General features: G+C 65.8%; 14 protein-coding genes. 4 read left to right on the plus strand and 10 right to left on the minus strand.

The annotated features are described in order from the left end of the window. Nucleotides 1-217 precede the first annotated feature (217 nt). From NJG22_RS23995 to NJG22_RS24010, 4 genes are read right to left on the minus strand one after another with little or no spacing between them, the layout of a single operon-like run. On the minus strand, nucleotides 218-1,663 hold the full coding sequence (locus NJG22_RS23995; RefSeq protein ID WP_253098373.1) for a curlin: 1,446 nt from the start codon (nucleotides 1,661-1,663) through the stop codon (nucleotides 218-220). Between the two features lie 20 nt (nucleotides 1,664-1,683). Further along, on the minus strand, nucleotides 1,684-2,154 hold the full coding sequence (locus tag NJG22_RS24000; RefSeq protein ID WP_253098375.1) for a curlin: 471 nt from the start codon (nucleotides 2,152-2,154) through the stop codon (nucleotides 1,684-1,686). Between the two features lie 15 nt (nucleotides 2,155-2,169). Then, the gene (locus NJG22_RS24005) at nucleotides 2,170-4,410 is read right to left on the minus strand and encodes an Ig-like domain-containing protein (RefSeq protein WP_253098377.1); all 2,241 of its coding nucleotides are present in this window, start codon (nucleotides 4,408-4,410) and stop codon (nucleotides 2,170-2,172) included. A 32-nt stretch (nucleotides 4,411-4,442) separates the two neighbouring features. Continuing rightward, nucleotides 4,443-5,789, minus strand: a complete 1,347-nt coding sequence (locus NJG22_RS24010) for a hypothetical protein (RefSeq protein ID WP_253098379.1) — start codon at nucleotides 5,787-5,789, stop codon at nucleotides 4,443-4,445. Nucleotides 5,790-6,051: 262 nt separating this feature from the next. Between NJG22_RS24010 and NJG22_RS24015 the strand changes: the two genes are divergently transcribed. Further along, a complete protein-coding gene (locus NJG22_RS24015) occupies nucleotides 6,052-6,945 on the plus strand; it encodes a sterol desaturase family protein (RefSeq protein ID WP_253098381.1) in 894 nt (297 codons plus the stop codon). On the opposite strand, the gene NJG22_RS24020 is transcribed toward NJG22_RS24015, so the two are convergent. Beyond that, nucleotides 6,928-7,614 (minus strand): AraC family transcriptional regulator, encoded by a 687-nt coding sequence (locus tag NJG22_RS24020; RefSeq protein ID WP_253098383.1) that lies wholly within the window; start codon nucleotides 7,612-7,614, stop codon nucleotides 6,928-6,930. The two genes, NJG22_RS24015 and NJG22_RS24020, sit on opposite strands and share 18 nt — an antisense overlap. Before the next feature lie 206 nt (nucleotides 7,615-7,820). Between NJG22_RS24020 and NJG22_RS24025 the strand changes: the two genes are divergently transcribed. After that, complete coding sequence (locus NJG22_RS24025; protein ID WP_253098385.1) at nucleotides 7,821-9,500, plus strand: MFS transporter; 1,680 nt, start codon at nucleotides 7,821-7,823, stop codon at nucleotides 9,498-9,500. Between the two features lie 117 nt (nucleotides 9,501-9,617). On the opposite strand, the gene NJG22_RS24030 is transcribed toward NJG22_RS24025, so the two are convergent. The 5 genes from NJG22_RS24030 to NJG22_RS24050 form a co-directional block, all read right to left on the minus strand. Further along, complete coding sequence (locus tag NJG22_RS24030) at nucleotides 9,618-10,187, minus strand: hypothetical protein (protein ID WP_253098387.1); 570 nt, start codon at nucleotides 10,185-10,187, stop codon at nucleotides 9,618-9,620. Nucleotides 10,188-10,499: 312 nt separating this feature from the next. Then, on the minus strand, nucleotides 10,500-11,639 hold the full coding sequence (locus NJG22_RS24035) for a hypothetical protein (RefSeq protein ID WP_253098389.1): 1,140 nt from the start codon (nucleotides 11,637-11,639) through the stop codon (nucleotides 10,500-10,502). Nucleotides 11,640-11,860: 221 nt separating this feature from the next. Beyond that, the gene (locus NJG22_RS24040; protein ID WP_253098390.1) at nucleotides 11,861-12,247 is read right to left on the minus strand and encodes a VOC family protein; all 387 of its coding nucleotides are present in this window, start codon (nucleotides 12,245-12,247) and stop codon (nucleotides 11,861-11,863) included. Nucleotides 12,248-12,425: 178 nt separating this feature from the next. Then, nucleotides 12,426-12,578 (minus strand): hypothetical protein, encoded by a 153-nt coding sequence (locus NJG22_RS24045; protein WP_253098392.1) that lies wholly within the window; start codon nucleotides 12,576-12,578, stop codon nucleotides 12,426-12,428. Nucleotides 12,579-12,626: 48 nt separating this feature from the next. Then, the gene (locus tag NJG22_RS24050) at nucleotides 12,627-13,346 is read right to left on the minus strand and encodes a helix-turn-helix domain-containing protein (RefSeq protein WP_253098394.1); all 720 of its coding nucleotides are present in this window, start codon (nucleotides 13,344-13,346) and stop codon (nucleotides 12,627-12,629) included. A 170-nt stretch (nucleotides 13,347-13,516) separates the two neighbouring features. Between NJG22_RS24050 and NJG22_RS24055 the strand changes: the two genes are divergently transcribed. Next, nucleotides 13,517-14,269, plus strand: a complete 753-nt coding sequence (locus NJG22_RS24055) for an SDR family oxidoreductase (RefSeq protein ID WP_253098397.1) — start codon at nucleotides 13,517-13,519, stop codon at nucleotides 14,267-14,269. A gap of 235 nt (nucleotides 14,270-14,504) precedes the next feature. After that, nucleotides 14,505-15,416, plus strand: coding sequence for a LysR family transcriptional regulator (locus tag NJG22_RS24060; protein WP_253098399.1), 912 nt, complete (start codon nucleotides 14,505-14,507; stop codon nucleotides 15,414-15,416). Nucleotides 15,417-15,529 lie beyond the last annotated feature (113 nt).

The raw sequence follows: 15,529 nt of genomic DNA on the forward strand, positions 1-15,529 counted from the left end.
GGAGCCAGCGGTTTTTGCCTCCTTTTGCCCGCGTGCAAAAGGAGGTCGCCGTAAAGGCGAAAAGGTGACTGTGCGTCGATATAGAAAATGAATGCGCATATAGCTTTCAAAACTCACGCTCGGAAACTCAAAGACTCCAGAACAACAGAACAACTCCCAGAAAAAAGAACCGCAGTGCCAGGGAGAGGCCAACACCGCGGTCCAAGGGGGAAGGGCATCATTGCTGGGTAACGGTCGCCATGTTGGCATTGCCGTACTGTGTAATGGTGGCCGTCTGGCTGGCCCCGCTCTGGTCGACAAAAGCCTGGTTGCCATTGCCGCCCTGGGTCACGTAGGCCAGGTTGACGCCGTCGGTCTGCTTGATGGTGGCCTGGTTGCCCTGGCCATACAGCTGGTAGGTATAACTCTGGTTGCCACTGCCGGATTGATCGAGGCTGATGCTGCCGCCATTGCCCCCGGCCAGGCCCTCGGCGTAGTTGGCGCTACCGCGTTGGTCGACGATCAGCAGGTTGTCGCTACCGTTCTGCTCGAAATACAACTCGTTGTTGCTGTCGCCCTGGCGAGTCTCCATCTGGTTGCGGTTACCGTACTGGTTCAACCGCGCCAGCTGGCTGCTGCCTTCCTGGGTGATGTTCACGCCATTGCCATTGCCGGCCTGGTTGATCTCGGCGTGCTGGCTGTCGCCGAACTGCCCACCTGACTTCGCGCCTTTCCAGTTGCTGGCCATGATCTGGTTGCCATTGCCCTGGGTGCTGATGCTCAGGCTATGGTTGTCGCCGGTCTGGTAGGTGAAATGCAGGTTGTTGTTGCCGATCTGCGAAATGCTGGTGACCGACTGGCTGGTCTCGAACTGGTCCGACCAACTGGCGTTGCCGCGGCCGGTCTGGCTCAGGCCGGCAGTATTGCCCTGGCCAAAGCTCTGGTCGATGTAGCCTTCGTTCTGCTGGCCATTCTGATAGACATTGGCATAGCTGGCGGACTGGTTGTCCTGCCACACCTCCACCGAGTTGCCGGTACCGTACTGGTTGATGCCGATGCTGCCGCCCAGGCCATCGCGCTGGTCGCCATAGGCCCAGTTCTGCTTGCCCTCCTGGTAGATGGCGATATCGCCGTCCAGGTGGGTCATGTGTTCGGCGGCGGCCTGGTTGCCGGTGCCGCCTTGCTGGATCAGGCCCTTGTTGTTGGTGCCACCGAACAACTGCTCGATGGTCGCGTCGTTGCCGTGGCCGGACTGCAGGGTGGTGGCCTGGCTGGTGGTCTGGGTGTCCTGCCAGATCACCGAGCGGTTGCCGCTGCCTTGCTGCACCTGCAGCGCCTCGTTGTTGACCCCCACCGACTGGCTGGCGAAGGCATCGTTGGTGTTGCCGCCGGCGCGCTGGGTGATCTGGCTGCCGTTCTCGAACAACTGCTCGGCGTAGCCGGCGTTGTACGAGCCGCTGGCGCTCTGCTGGATATGGCTGGTGCTGTTGTCCTGCACAGCCATGTGGTTGTGGCCCTGGCCGGTCTGGGTCTGGGTGGCCGAGGCGAACGGCGCGGCCATCTGCCTGACCTCGGCGATGTTCTGGTTGCCCTGCTGGGACTGGGTCGAGTTGCTGTCGTCGGCCAGCGCCTGGCCGGCAAGGGCCAGGACAATGGCGGCGCTCAGGGGGGCGAGCGTATGCATGGTGATGCCTCCAGGTCTGTCTAGCGGTACTGGGTGATGTGGATCTGCTGGCCATTGCCGACCTGGGTCACGGTGCTGTTCAGGCCCGTGCCGCGCTGGTCGATGCTGGCGCTGTTGCGGTTGCCGACCTGCTCGATGGCGGCGCTGTTGCTGCTGCCGCTCTGGCGGATCGACGCGTCGTTGCCGTAGCCCTGCTGGCTGATGGTCGCGCTGAGGTCGCTGCCTTGCTGGAGGATGTACGCCTCCTGCGCGCCACCGGCCTGGACGATGCGGCCCAGCAGGGCCTGGCCGGACTGGTCGAGGGCGGCGCGGTTGCCCGCGCCCTGTTGCTCGATCAGCGCCGCCTGGCCGGCAGCCAGCGGCAGCAGGCGCACCACCAGCGGCTCGCCGAGGTCGTTGCCGACGGCGAGGTCGGCGTTGTCCATCAGGTCGTCGGCCTGGGCCTGGTCGACCAGGGCCAGGCACAGCAACAGGCAATGCAGGGGCTTCATGGCGTCCTCCGGCGGCTATTGCACGGTCACGTTGACGGTACGGGTGGTGCCCTGGCTGCTGGTCACGGTGGCCGTTGGCGCCGCGGTCGGCACGGCCGTGGTGCTGTTGCTCACTGCCAGGCGCCAGCGCCCGGTCACCGGCACCGTGGTGGTGCCCAGGGTCTGCACGCCAGTGGTGGTGGTCACCCGCACGGTGATGGTGTTGCCGGTGGTGATCGAGGAGGTGCCGCTGATGTCCCAGTTGAAGCGGTTGTTCGAGCGCGCGGTGACCGTTGCCGCGGTGACCGCGAAGGTCTCCTGGGCTGGCCGTGGCGATACCTGCACGGTGACCGTGGCGGGGCTGGACAGCGCGCCGAGGGCATCACGGGCGACGTAGCTGAAGCTGGTGGTGAACCCGCTCGGGATCGAGGCCGGTGGCGTGTAGGTGATGACGTTGCCGTCGGTGCTGACCGTACCGCGCCCGGCGGTGGTCGGCTGGGTGACGCTGGCGATGCTCAGCGGCAGGTTGCCTTCCGGGTCGGTGTCGTTGGCCAGGGCATTGATGGTCAGCGGCACGCCGAGGGTGGCGGCATTGTCGGCGATCGCGCTGGGTGGCTGGTTCGGCGCGACGTTGACGGTCACCGTGGCGGCTGTCGACTTCAGGCCCTTGGCGTCCATGGCGCGGTAGCTGAAGGTGGCCAGCAGTGGCGTGGTGGCCCCGGCCGGCGGGGTGTAGGTGACGGCAGTGGTGCCATTGAGCACCACGCCGCCCAGGCCGGTGCCAGGTTGGGTGAGGTCGCTGATCGACAGCGGCAGGTTGCCGTCCGGGTCGCTGTCGTTGGCCAGCAGGCTGAGGGTCACGGGGACGCCGACGCTGGTGCTGGCCGCGTCGGCGCGGGCGATCGGTGCCTGGTTCTCGGCCTGCACCGGCGCGCTGCCGACCACCACCACTGGCTCGACATCGCTGCCGCCGTGGGCCGACTTGACGGTAATCGACGCGGGTGGCTGGCCCAGGTCGTTGACCGTGAGGCTCTGCGCCACGCCAGCCTTGGACATGCGCCCGAAACCCTGCACCAGCAAGTCGGGCACCACTACTTCGTCGCTGGAGCGCGCCTCGATCAGCAGGCGCTTGCTGGCCCAGTCATAGCGGGCGGTATTGACCTTGACCACGTCGCTGAGCTTGCTCGACAGCGAGGTGGGCCGGGTGCTGCCGGTGGGGCTGCTGGCGGTGACCACCACCACGGGCGGCGGCACGGCCTGGCTCAGTTGCTGGCTGAAGAACAGCCCGTTGTTGTCGGCGAGCAGGGCGAACTGGCACGGTGAAGGCGGCGTGCCGACCAGCGCCAGGCCGTTGCGCAAGCACAGGCTGGCGCTGTTCGGCGCCTTGGCGTAGACCTCGACTCGGGTACCGGCGGCGTTGCGCTGGTAGGTGGCGCGCTCGAGGGTCACCGGGGTCTGCTGGCGCTGGTCGAGGACCTTGCCGGAGACGGTGAAGACGTTGGTCTGGAGGGTCCCGGCCGGGCCCTGGATACGCACGAAGTTGGTGTTGTTGGGGCTGCCGGTCACCGCCTCGGCGATGTTCGGGTCGCCGACGAAGGTCTCGGTGGCACCGGTATCAGGGTTGACCGCGGTGTAGGGGCCGCCGATGCCGCGCAGGAACGGGCCGAGGTCACCGGTCAGGGCACCACTGAAGTTACCCGGGGCGCCGATACCGATGTCGCGGGTGATGTTGATCGCCCGTCGACCGACCTGGCCGGCGGCGACGTTGACCGTCTCCACGCCATAGGGGTGGGTGATGGTGTAGGTGCCGGCGCTCGGCACCGAGGCGCGGATGCGAATGCGGGCGAAGCTCTGCTGGTCGCCGTCGACCGGGTTCTCGGCGGCAAATGCCGCCTCCAGGCCGGCCACGTAGACTTCCAGCTCATAGCCGCTGTTGCCGATTGCCGGAATCTCGGTCTCGGCGAGGAACCAGAACATCTCTGGCGGCCAGTTGTCGGGGAACACCAGCGGCAGCGCGTCGTCGTACACGCCTGGCTCGGGCAGCAGGGTGCACATATAGGCCGGGGCTCCCGGCGCGCCGGGGGCGCGGGTGCTGGTGGCGCGCGACTGGCACAGCTCCAGGGCGAGGTTGGTGTGGTCCTTGTACCACATGGGGTAGCCCCCGGTGGCGAAGGTGTAGGGGCCGGGGTCGACCTCGGACAGCGCGGCCCAGGCCGCACTGCTCAGGGTGAGGGTGAAACCGGCGGCGCACAGGGCACGGCGTGACCAAGTGTTCATGCTGCCTCCTTGAGGGCGGGGCCCTTGTCTGTTCATGGCACCAGCACCACGTCTTCGCTGTCGCTGCCGCCATTGGCGCTGCTGACCTGCACCCGTGCCGGCGGAATCGGCGAAAGCCCGGTGGTCAGGGTCTTGACCGCGCCGTTGCCGCTGAGGCTGCCGATCAAGGTGCCGGTGCCGGTGCGCGCGGTGAGCGCCGGCGGGCTGGTCTCGTCGCTGCTGCTGGCGACCAGGGTCAGCTGGCCGCTGGCCAGGCTGTACTCGGCGCGGCTGATGGTCACCAGGTCGACCAGGGGCATGGCCGCGGTGGTCGGCGTGCTGGTGGCGATGGCCAGGCTGTTGTCGGCGGTCACCTGCAAGGTCAGCGGCAAGGTCGGGTTGAGCGCCGACTGGGCGTACCAGGCGCCGGTGCCGTTGGCCTCGCCCAGGGCCAGGCTCGGGGTCTGGCTGCTCAGGGTCACCGTGGCCGGGGCTGGCGGGGCCATCACGAACACATCCTGCTGGGCGCGCAGGTCGCCGTTCTCGCTGTGTCGCGAGTAGGTGCTGCGCTGCGGGATCAGCGGGGTCGGGCGGTTGACCGTGGACAACTTGCCAGAGACCGCGAACAGCTCGGTGCGCAGGTCGATACCGTTGGGCCCTTCGATGCGCACGAAGTTGGTGTTGAATGGGCTGCCGGTCACCGGCTCTTCCAGGTTCGGGTCGCCGACGTAGCGCTCGCTGGCGCCGGTGTCCGGGTTGGTTTCGCTGTAGGGGCCATTGACGCTGCGCAGGAACGGCCCGACGTCGCCCTTGAGCGCGCCGCTGAAATCGCCCGGCGAGCCGATGCCGATGTCGCGGGTCATGTTGATCGCCCGGCGGCCCCCGGCCGGCACGTCGAACACATCGACGCCGTAGGGGTGGGTGACCACGTAGGTGCCGGCCACCGGCACATCGACGCGGATGCGCACCCGGGCGAAGCTGATCTGGTCGTTGTCCTTTGGATCGCCGCCGCCGAAGGCCGCCTCGATGGCGGTGCCGAAGCTCAGGTCGATGCCGCGGGCGGCGTCGACGATGGCGGCGTCGGCGGTGAACCAGAAGGCTTCGTCGGGGAAGTTGCTGGGGAAGGCCAGCGGGCGGGTGTCATCGAACACGCCTGGGGTGGGCAGCAGGGTGCACATGTACGACGGCGCGCCGGGGGCACCGGCCACCCGTGAGCTGACGGCCTTGGACAGGCACAGGTCGAGGACCCGGCCATGGGTGTCCTGGTACCAGGCGGGGAACTTGCCGGTGGGCAGCGCGTAGGGGCCGGTGTCGACCGCATACAGCGCAGCCTGGGCCGGTAGCTGGAGCAGGCCGGCGAAGATCGCCACGGCCAGCGGGTGGGGTGTCGGTCGGTGCATGAGTCGCTTCCTCCTGCATACGGGCCCAGGGGTTGGGGCGTCTGGGGAGGGATGGGCAACTGTTGTGCCAGGTTCTTCTGCAGGGCGCATGGCAGGCTCTGGAACGCGGTTCGCGGCAGTGGCAAAGATGGCTTGCCCGAGGGCTCCTGGGTGGGCGAGTGGCCCCAGGGTTGGGGAACGGCAAACATGCGCCGTTCGTTCAAGCCCGCACTGCCGAGCTCAAGCAACACTGGCGCCTCCCCAACCAGAGACGGACCTACCCATGCGCATCTTCTACGCCCCGTGCCTGTTCTTCGGCTTCATCGGCACCGCGCTCTACCTGATCCACCTCGGTGCCAGCATCGCCTGGCTGCTGCCGCTGCTGGCCGTGGCCATCCTGTTGTCGTTCTGCTGCGAGGCCCTGTACCCCTACAAACAGGCCTGGGCCTCGGGCACCGGCGAAGGGCCGCGCGACTATCTGCATGCCGTGGTCAACGAGACCCTCAACAGCCTGGGCATCGCCGCCATCGCGCTGCTGCCCGCCTGGCTGCCGAGCAGCGATTGCTGGCCCAGCCACTGGGCCGTGCATTGGCAACTGCTGCTGGCGATCCCGCTGGCGGACCTGGGCATCACCCTGGTGCACTACGCCAGCCACCGCAGCGCGCTGCTCTGGCGCCTGCATGCGGTGCACCACAGCGTGACCCGGCTGTACGGTTTCAATGGCCTGATGAAACACCCGTTGCATCAGCTTGCCGAGGCCCTGGGCGGCGTTTTGCCACTGGTGTTGCTGGGCCTGCCGCAGGATGTCGCGGCCTTGCTGGCGTTCAGCATCGCCATCCAGTTGCTGCTGCAGCACAGCAATGTCGACATGCGCATCGGCTGGCTGTGCCATGTGTTCGCCTGGGCGCCGGTGCATCGCCTGCATCACCTGAAGTACGGCCACGTGGGCGATGTCAATTTCGCCTTGTTCCTGCCGCTGTGGGACCGCCTGCTGGGCACCGCGCTGCACCTGCCGGGCTATGCCCTGGCCGACGACGACATGGGCATCGGCGACCGTCCGGACTACCCGGTCGGGTACCTGGCCCAATTGCGCGAACCCTGGCGCGATGCAAACGCTGAGCAGCCCCCGGCCAGCGTGCCGGCGGCCTTGCGCGCGGCCCTAGGGGAGGGCGCCTGAGCGCAGATGACGCAGCGCCTCGCTGGCACGAATGCCGAACTGCTGGCGCAGGCTGCGCGACAGGTGTGCCGAGTCGGCGAAACCGGCGGCCATGGCCGCGGCGGTCAGGTTGTCGCCGGCCAACGCCCGCTGCAAGGCCAGGCGCAGGCGCTGCCACAGCACCAGGCGCCGCACCGACTGCCCCAGGCGGGCGCTGAACAGCCGTTCCAGCTGGCTCAGCGACAGGCTCGCGGCCTGGGCCAGGGCGTGCGCCGGCAGGGGTTGTTCGTCCAGCGCGCGCAGGCGCGCCAGGGCGCAGGCCAGGCGCGGATCGAGCGGGCGACGCGGACAATCGCGCAGGCGTTCGGCCAAGGCCTGGGCATCGCCTTGGGCCTGGCGGCACAGGGCAACCAGGGTATCGAGGTCGAACGCCAGCGGCTCGGCGAACACCGTGATGCAGCGCCCCTGTGGCTCGACCACGGCATGGGCTTGCAGCGACGGCACCGCCAGCAAGGCGCCGCACTGGCGCTGGCCGGCGATCTCCAGGCACAGCTCGCCGTGCTCGGCGATCAGCACCTGGTGGGCGTAGTGGGCATGGGCCGAGGTGCGCCCAGGGGTACCCAGCACCAGGCAATGGTCGTCGGCCAACCACAGCTCGCCGTGCCAGGCGGTGTCGGGGCTTGCTGTCATGGGGTATCCATTCGCGTCATTGCTCTACCTGTATGGCACTTGAGTGGATATCCACGCAAAGGCGATTATGCTTCAGATTATCTTGCCGCGATCCGAGGCCGCGCCTCGTCGTGCTTCGCGCAACCTTAAAGCCCTGCGGCCTGGGTATGTGCGTTCGAGATCGTTGGGAATACGCCGGCCCGCACCGATCATCCCGGAGGCGACCCATGGCGGTCCTCGACAGCGCATCCACGGGCAGTAGCGCGCCCCAACGCGGCATCACCCGGGAGGAGCGCAAGGTCATCTTCGCCTCGTCCCTGGGCACGGTGTTCGAATGGTACGACTTCTACCTCTACGGCTCACTGGCGGCGATCATCGCCAAGCACTTCTTTGCCGGGGTCAATGAGACCACCGCGTTCATCTTCGCCTTGCTGGCCTTCGCCGCAGGCTTCGCCGTGCGTCCGTTCGGCGCCATCGTGTTCGGCCGCCTGGGCGACATGATCGGGCGCAAGTACACCTTCCTCATCACCATCGTGATCATGGGCCTGTCCACCGCCATCGTCGGCTTGCTGCCCGGCTACGCGGCAATCGGCGTGGCGGCCCCGGTGATCCTCATCACCCTGCGCCTGCTGCAGGGGCTGGCACTGGGCGGTGAGTACGGTGGCGCGGCGACCTACGTGGCCGAGCACGCACCCAAGGGGCGGCGGGGCTTTTTCACCGCCTGGATCCAGACCACCGCCACCCTTGGCTTGTTCCTCTCGCTGCTGGTGATCCTGGCCTGTCGCACGGCCATGGGCACCGAGGCGTTCGAGGCCTGGGGCTGGCGGTTGCCATTCCTGCTGTCGATCCTGCTGCTGGCGATTTCGGTGTACATCCGCCTGCAACTGAACGAGTCGCCGGTGTTCATGAAGATCAAAGCCGAAGGCAAGGCTTCCAAGGCGCCGCTGACCGAATCGTTCGCCCGCTGGGACAACCTCAAGGTGGTGATCATGGCGCTGCTCGGTGGCACCGCCGGCCAGGCGGTGGTGTGGTACACCGGGCAGTTCTACGCGCTGTTCTTCCTGTTGCAGATGCTCAAGATCGACCCGCAGACCGCCAACCTGCTGATCGCCGGTTCCCTGCTGATCGGCACGCCGTTCTTCATCCTGTTCGGCAGCCTGTCCGACCGTATCGGGCGCAAGCCGATCATCATGGCGGGGTGCATCATTGCCGCGCTGACCTATTTCCCGATCTTCAAGGGGCTCACCGAGTACGGCAACCCGGACGTGTTCGTCGCCCAGGAACAGAACCCGGTGGTGGTGATCGCCGACCCCGCCCAGTGCGCGTTCCAGTTCGACCCGGTGGGCAAGGCCCGCTTCAGCAGTTCGTGCGACATCGCCAAGAGCCTGCTGGCCAAGCGCGCCATCCCCTACACCAACCAGGCTGGCGAGCCCGGTAGCGTGGCCCAGGTGCGCATCGGCGAGCGGGTGCTGCCCAGCTTCGATGGCAACAGCCTGGCAGCGGCGGACTTCAAGGCCCGGAACGACGCGTTCAGCGCCACCCTGGGCACGGCGCTGAAGGACGCGGGCTACCCGGAAAAGGCCGACCCGGCGAAGATCCACTACCCGATGGTGCTGTTGTTGCTGACCCTCCTGGTGATCTACGTGACCATGGTCTACGGGCCGATCGCCGCCTGGCTGGTGGAGCTGTTCCCGGCACGGATCCGCTACACCTCGATGTCGCTGCCGTATCACATCGGCAACGGCTGGTTCGGCGGCTTCTTGCCAACCGTGGCGTTCGCCATGGTCGCGGCCACGGGGGATATCTACTACGGGCTGTGGTACCCGATCGTGATCGCGGTGATGACCGCGGTGCTGGGTATCTTCTTCCTGCCCGAGACCAAGGACCGCGATATCAACCATGCCTGAGGCGGCCCTTCGCGGGGCCTGTTTCGCCAGCCAGGGCTGCGGTAGGAGCCGGCTGGCCGGCGAACACCGGCATGGCCGGTGCCAGGCTGCGCGGGCTTGACCCGCGATGGCGAGATCTCAGTCGAAGTAGCCGCGCAGGGCATAGCGATAGCTGATGTCCACCTCGGCCACCGGCTCGTGGCGCTGGGCCTTGCGCAACACGAACTCGAACGCCGGCTCGTACAACCCGTCGCGCACCAGCGCCCCCGCCAGCACCTGCACGTCATACTCGCCGTTGTCCAGGGCGATCAGCGGCCGCCCCGGCTCCTGGTAGCGCGCCAGCAGGTCGCCGAGGGTCTTGTTGGTGAAGTGCTGCAGGATGCGCCAGGTGAACAGCATCAGCCCGCGATGCTCGACACGCAGCCGGTGCCCGCTTCGGCGGTGCTTGAGCCGGCTGCCAGGCTCAAGCAGGGCCGGAGGATGGCCATCCAGGGTGAAGAGGATGCGGTAGGGCAGGTTGTCGATGCCGGCCAGGGGCAGTATGACACCCTCGCGCACCGCCTGGTCGCCGCTGTCACCGCTGGTGAAGGCGCGGGCCAGGTCGTCGGGCAACTGATGCTGTTGCTTGAACTGCTCGAGCAACTGGATATCACCGAGCAGGAAATAGTCGACCTGGTCATTGAGGACTTCGCTGAACTCGTAGCGCATGGGTTTTCCTTGTTGTGGCTGCGCTGGGGGAGTCGGCAATGTAGCGTAGGGCGCCCTTGCAGAACACCCGGTTGCCCCAGGTCGTGACGCGAAATACCGTCTTTGGCGCTGAAATCGCTGCGTGTGTTCAAGCGGCTTACAGCAAGCACTTGGCCAACTTGGCTTTATATGAAAAGTCTTGAGACGAAGGTCAGGCAAGGCGAAAACAGCCGAGGAACGGTCAGCGTTCCGCTCGATTGTACTGGAGTACATGGGCCTTCCGAGGCTGTTTGCAACGTAGCATGAACGAGTACCAAGCCTTTTCGTGCAAAACTAGGCAGGTCGTGCTTTCAGACCGACGTATCCGTCACTATTGAAAATCACTGAGACGTTATGACGTTTTTGGTCGGTGTCGATAACGACCATTCCAAGTTCTTCGGGGCCTGTATCGAGTATCGGTACGAAGAACTGTGGAGGCATGCTGTGCACAACGTGTCGCCCGATGTAAATTGCGCTTTCTTTATTTATTGTGAGAGGAGGGCAGGTGAATTGTGGGAAATTTATGGTTCTGGCTTCGCCATATTGGTAGTAGGTGGCGTTACGCTGGTTTAAGTAGGGGCCGGTAGAAGAACTTTCTAAACTAATCTTCCCCCAGAACACATGGTCGGCGTTAGGGATGGTTGTGCAGCTCGCTATTTTTCGCCCTTGGGTGAGCCTTATTTTCCAGACGTCGTAGACCTCAACAAAAAACAAGGGCAGCGGTTGTTCGCGGTAATGATAATGGTGTCGATATTGGCTGACTTCAAAGTCAGGGTGGTCCGTCGTTCTCCAGAGCGGTTCTGCCGTTGCAGTAATATGTAAGGGACTATTGATTTCTCCCAGTCGTTCTTGTTCAAGGAGTAACCGGAGCCTTTCGTCTTCGCCTGCTTGGAGGGTGATGGCATGGCCGTCAACGTCTATTAGGTGCGACTTGTTGAACTGGTAATGCTGACCTTGGCTGTTCCTGAAATAGAGGTCGCCATTCAGTGCGCTGCGCGGGTGATAGCGATTACCTTTTTCATCTTTTACAATAAACTCACGGCTCTCGTTGGCTAAAATTTTTTCGTCGGATTTCAAACGCGCACCCAAGCGCCAAGTTCCCGGCGTTTGTGTTGAGATTTCGAAAGTGATCACCGCTGTGTCGGCGTTAAGCGTTGATTCAGTGCCTGGTGCGGACAGACGTTTTGCAATTAGCGACTCCTGCAGCGCCCCCGCGTTCAATGTGTCAAACAATTCAATGTTATCGAGTTCGTCGCGGGTAAGCGCGGTGGGGCGCCCTTGAACATCCAGCGCCTGAAGCAGGACATTCACCAACACTTTATCATTGCCATTGCAAAGAAAATAATTGGCTTCCTCTCCCTGAGTCATGAGCGACGGTGTGGCGTTGCTAATCCAATAACGCAATGAGAATGCGCGCTGTGCTGTTGTGGACATGAACACATCTCCAAGAAGTGGGTCTTGTGATGTGAGGCTATAGGCTGTTTGGATGCGGCCGCAACTGGTAGAAATAACAGGCCCCATGCAAGCAAACTGATAACGGCCTGCGCTGAAGCCGCGTAAAAACCTAGGCTCTGTATGAAAAGTCTTGAGACGAAGGTCAGGCGAGGCTGTTTTCAACGCAGCATGAACGAGTATCAAGGCTTTTCGTACAGAGCCTAATGCCGCTGGGCAATCTGGATCAGGTTGCCGCAGGTATCGTCGAACACTGCCACCGTGACCGGCCCCACGTCCGTGGGTGGCTGGGTGAACTGCACACCGGCCTTGCACAGGCGCTGGTATTCGGCCTGGATATCGCGCACCCCGAACGAGGTGGCGGGGATACCGTCCTGTTTCAGGGCGGCCTTGTAGGTCCTGGCCGCCGGATGGGCGTCGGGCTCGAGCAGCAGTTCGACCCCGTTGGGGTCGTTGGGCGAGGTGAGGGTGAGCCAGCGGTACTTGCCCAGGGGGATGTCGTGCTTGGGCTCGAAGCCCAGCACATGGTGGTAGAAGGCCTGGGCCTTGGCCTGGTCGTCGACGAGGATGCTGGTGACCACGATCTTCATGGGCGTACACCGAGGGCAAGGGGTGTACCAGCAAGTAAAGACGGTTCGCCGTGTTTGGCCAGGGCGGCGCCCTACACGCGCGGGGCAAGTCCTGGCTGGCCGCGGGAGCGGGCTGGCCCCGCGCTCATGGCGCCAGGTCCACGCCGTTGCAGCGGCCCTTGGTGGCGAAATCGCTGATCTAGCGTGCCTTGTTCACGCGCAGCAGGTTGGTACAGCCGCCGGGATGGGCCACGTCGTCCCAGTCGTTGGTGTGGACCACCTCCTTGCGCACGTAGGTGCTATCGCGGGACCCGCCCAGTTGCAGGGCGGCGTCGTCGGGCAATGGCTCCATGCGCATATCGGGCCGAAGAAGTCGATGGCCTGCAAACGCCTGTAGCGCTCAGCACTTGACCAGATCGAACAGCGAACGCATCGCCCGGCCCGCCATGCGGCGCATCACCGGTGCCTGCAGGCGTTCGGCAGGGCCGCCGGCGCCCAACGCGGCGACCACCTGGCCGCGCAGGCGCAGGGGCAGGGCGAAGCAGTGCAGGTCGGGGCGCGAGGCGGCGAGGTCGAGGGCATATCCCTGGTTGGCCACCTGGTGCAGTTCTTCGGTCAGGGCCTCGGCCACCGGTTGGGTGCGCGCCAACTGCCGCGCCAGTTGCCGGTCGTGGGCCAGCAGCACCTTGCCGATCGCCGAGGTGGCCAGGCCGTCGCGGCGGGTGTCCGCCGGCAGTTGCAGGGGCTGGCCGCGGCCATCGAGCGCGGCCAGGGTAAGGTAGGCTCGGGTGCCGCCGGGCACGGCGAGGAAACAACGCTCGCCGCACAGTTCGGCGAACGCACGCAAGGCCGGGGTGAAGGCCTGGCGCAGGCGTTGCTCGGTTTCGCCCACCGGCTGCGCCAGTTGCCGCAGACGCAGGCCCAAAGCGTAATGGCGCTGGTCGCGGCTGACATAGCCCAGCGACATCAGGGTGTCGAGCAGCCCATGCACGGTGCTCTTGCCCAGGCCGCTGAGCGCGGCCAGGTCGTTCAGGCGGGCACGGCCGCCCTCGGCGCGGATCAGCTCGAGCAGGTGCATGGCCCGTTCGAGGGACTGGATCTGACGGCTATTGCTGGACATGGGGCGATCCCAAGTGGGCGGTGGCCGGCCATTGTGCCTGCAATCGGCCAGGCTTGCAGGCGTGTCTGTTCGGCAATGTCGAACTGCATGGCTTTTCTCGGCCCAGACAGCAGGCTGGCGCGCGATCGCCTCTAGACTCGCGCCACTTCAATCAGCCAGAGGAAACATTCATGGACCTGCAACTGCAAGGCGCACGGGTACTGGTCAGCGGCGGCACCCGCGGTATTGGCCGGGCAATCGTCGAGGGCTTCCTCGCCGAAGGCGCCCAGGTGGCCTTCTGTGCCCGTGACCAGGCTGGCGTGCGCGCCGCCGAGGCCGAGCTGGGGGCCGATGCCCAGGGCTGGGCGGTGGATATCACCGATGCCGGGCAAGTCACGGCCTGGGTTGCCCAGGCGGCTGAGCGCCTGGGCGGCGTCGATATCGTCGTGCCCAATGTCAGTGCCCTGGCCCATGGCAGCGAGGCCACGGTGTGGCGCCAGGCGTTCGAGACCGACCTGCTGGGCAGCGTCGGCCTGGTCGCGGCGGCGTTGCCATGGTTGCGGGCTTCGGCGCGGGCGGCGGTCGTGCTGATTTCCAGCGTATCGGGCCGGGAGCTGAGTAGCTTCGACGAACCCTATGGCGTGCTCAAGGCCGCCCTCAACCACTATGGCAAGACCCTGTCGGCGCGCCATGCCCACGAGGGCATCCGGGTCAATTGCGTGTCGCCGGGCAATGTCTACTTTGCCGATGGCGTATGGGGCAAGATCGAGCGCGAGCAACCCGAGGCCTTCGCCCGCAGCCTGGCCGCCAACCCCCTGGGGCGCATGGCGCGGCCCGATGAAGTGGCGCGGGCGGCGGTGTTCCTGGCCAGCCCCGCGGCGAGCTTCATCACCGGCACCAACCTGCTGGTCGATGGTGGCCTGACCCGCGGCGTGCAGTTCTAGGCGGGCGCGCCGGCGGTGCCTTATGCCGGGTGCCGTGGCACTGCGGTCACCGGCCCTGGCGTTCAGCACGGCTTCCTCATTACCAGGGCGTGAGCCGTCTTTTCGCCCGCACGCCTGCGCCGCTGTTCGATTGGGGTCGATCTAGCGGCGGATCCTGGCCCCGCAGCCGCGATAGCCCTTGCAATCGGACGGGCCGCACCCATCTAGCAGGTCTTGCCTTACCCAGGAATACAGCATGGAACCCAACCGCTTTGGCGATATCGCCGCCTTCGTCAGCGCCGTGAAAGCCGGCAGTTTCACCGCTGCGGCGGCCAGCCTGGGCCTGACCCGCTCGGCGGTGGGCAAGGGCATCGCCCGCCTGGAGGCGCGCATGGGCGTGCGCCTGCTCAACCGCACCACGCGCAAGTTGAGCCTGACCGACGAAGGGCTGGTGGCGTTCGAGCGCTGGCGGCAGATTCTCGACGACCTCGACGAGGTCGAAAGCACCATGGCTCTGCGCCGGGGCAAGCCCACCGGCACCCTGCGCCTGACCGCGCCGCTGTCGTTCGGCCAGCGCCATGTGCTGCCGATTCTCGATGCCTACCTCAAGCAGTGGCCCGACCTGCGCGCCGATATCCGGTTTACCGACCGGTATGTCGACCTGGTCGAGGAGGGCGTCGACGTGGCGGTGCGTATCGGCGCGCCGAAAGAGGACTCACAGCTGCTGACCCGTACCGTGGCCTGGCAGCAGTTCGTCACCTGCGCCTCGCCCGGCTACCTCGAGCGCCACGGCACCCCGCGGGTGCCGGCGGACCTGTATGGGCATGACAAGATTGCCTTCCTGGTCGGCGAAAAGTCCGCGCCCTGGCGCTTTCGCACCGAGGCCGGGCTGCACCTGTGCGAAGAACCCGGGCGGCTCAACATCGACAGCTCAGAAGCCATGCTGGCCGGTGCGCGGGCTGGGTTCGGGCTGATCCACCTGCCGACCTACATCATCAGCGAAGACTTGCGCGCCGGGGCTTTGCTGGAGGTGTTGCACGATTACCGGCCGCCGGCGGAGCCGATCCGCATCGTCTACCCGAGCAAGCGCCACCTATCGCCACGGGTGCGAGGGTTCATCGACCTGCTGGTGGCGCGCTGGGAGGGCGGCGTGCCGTGGGAGGTCTGAGCCGCGGCCCGCGCCCTGTCGAGTAGCCGCGTCGCCTGGTTCGCCAGCAAGGCTGGCTTGTATGGTAGGACTTGAAGGGAGGAGGAGGGACAAAGTTGGCTTCTGACTGTTAG

The organism is Pseudomonas sp. VA159-2 (assembly GCF_024126635.1).
Lineage (GTDB): Bacteria > Pseudomonadota > Gammaproteobacteria > Pseudomonadales > Pseudomonadaceae > Aquipseudomonas > Aquipseudomonas muyukensis.

What these genes read in the sequence shown, in the direction of transcription:
- NJG22_RS24005 (WP_253098377.1), bottom strand. Translation starts at nt 4,410, where the DNA reads ATGAACACTTGGTCACGCCGTGCCCTGTGCGCCGCCGGTTTCACCCTC.
- NJG22_RS24060 (WP_253098399.1), top strand. Translation starts at nt 14,505, where the DNA reads ATGGAACCCAACCGCTTTGGCGATATCGCCGCCTTCGTCAGCGCCGTG.
- NJG22_RS24000 (WP_253098375.1), bottom strand. Translation starts at nt 2,154, where the DNA reads ATGAAGCCCCTGCATTGCCTGTTGCTGTGCCTGGCCCTGGTCGACCAG.
- NJG22_RS24030 (WP_253098387.1), bottom strand. Translation starts at nt 10,187, where the DNA reads ATGCGCTACGAGTTCAGCGAAGTCCTCAATGACCAGGTCGACTATTTC.
- NJG22_RS24020 (WP_253098383.1), bottom strand. Translation starts at nt 7,614, where the DNA reads ATGACAGCAAGCCCCGACACCGCCTGGCACGGCGAGCTGTGGTTGGCC.
- NJG22_RS24035 (WP_253098389.1), bottom strand. Translation starts at nt 11,639, where the DNA reads ATGTCCACAACAGCACAGCGCGCATTCTCATTGCGTTATTGGATTAGC.
- NJG22_RS24055 (WP_253098397.1), top strand. Translation starts at nt 13,517, where the DNA reads ATGGACCTGCAACTGCAAGGCGCACGGGTACTGGTCAGCGGCGGCACC.
- NJG22_RS24010 (WP_253098379.1), bottom strand. Translation starts at nt 5,789, where the DNA reads ATGCACCGACCGACACCCCACCCGCTGGCCGTGGCGATCTTCGCCGGC.
- NJG22_RS24015 (WP_253098381.1), top strand. Translation starts at nt 6,052, where the DNA reads ATGCGCATCTTCTACGCCCCGTGCCTGTTCTTCGGCTTCATCGGCACC.
- NJG22_RS23995 (WP_253098373.1), bottom strand. Translation starts at nt 1,663, where the DNA reads ATGCATACGCTCGCCCCCCTGAGCGCCGCCATTGTCCTGGCCCTTGCC.
- NJG22_RS24045 (WP_253098392.1), bottom strand. Translation starts at nt 12,578, where the DNA reads ATGGAGCCATTGCCCGACGACGCCGCCCTGCAACTGGGCGGGTCCCGC.
- NJG22_RS24050 (WP_253098394.1), bottom strand. Translation starts at nt 13,346, where the DNA reads ATGTCCAGCAATAGCCGTCAGATCCAGTCCCTCGAACGGGCCATGCAC.
- NJG22_RS24040 (WP_253098390.1), bottom strand. Translation starts at nt 12,247, where the DNA reads ATGAAGATCGTGGTCACCAGCATCCTCGTCGACGACCAGGCCAAGGCC.
- NJG22_RS24025 (WP_253098385.1), top strand. Translation starts at nt 7,821, where the DNA reads ATGGCGGTCCTCGACAGCGCATCCACGGGCAGTAGCGCGCCCCAACGC.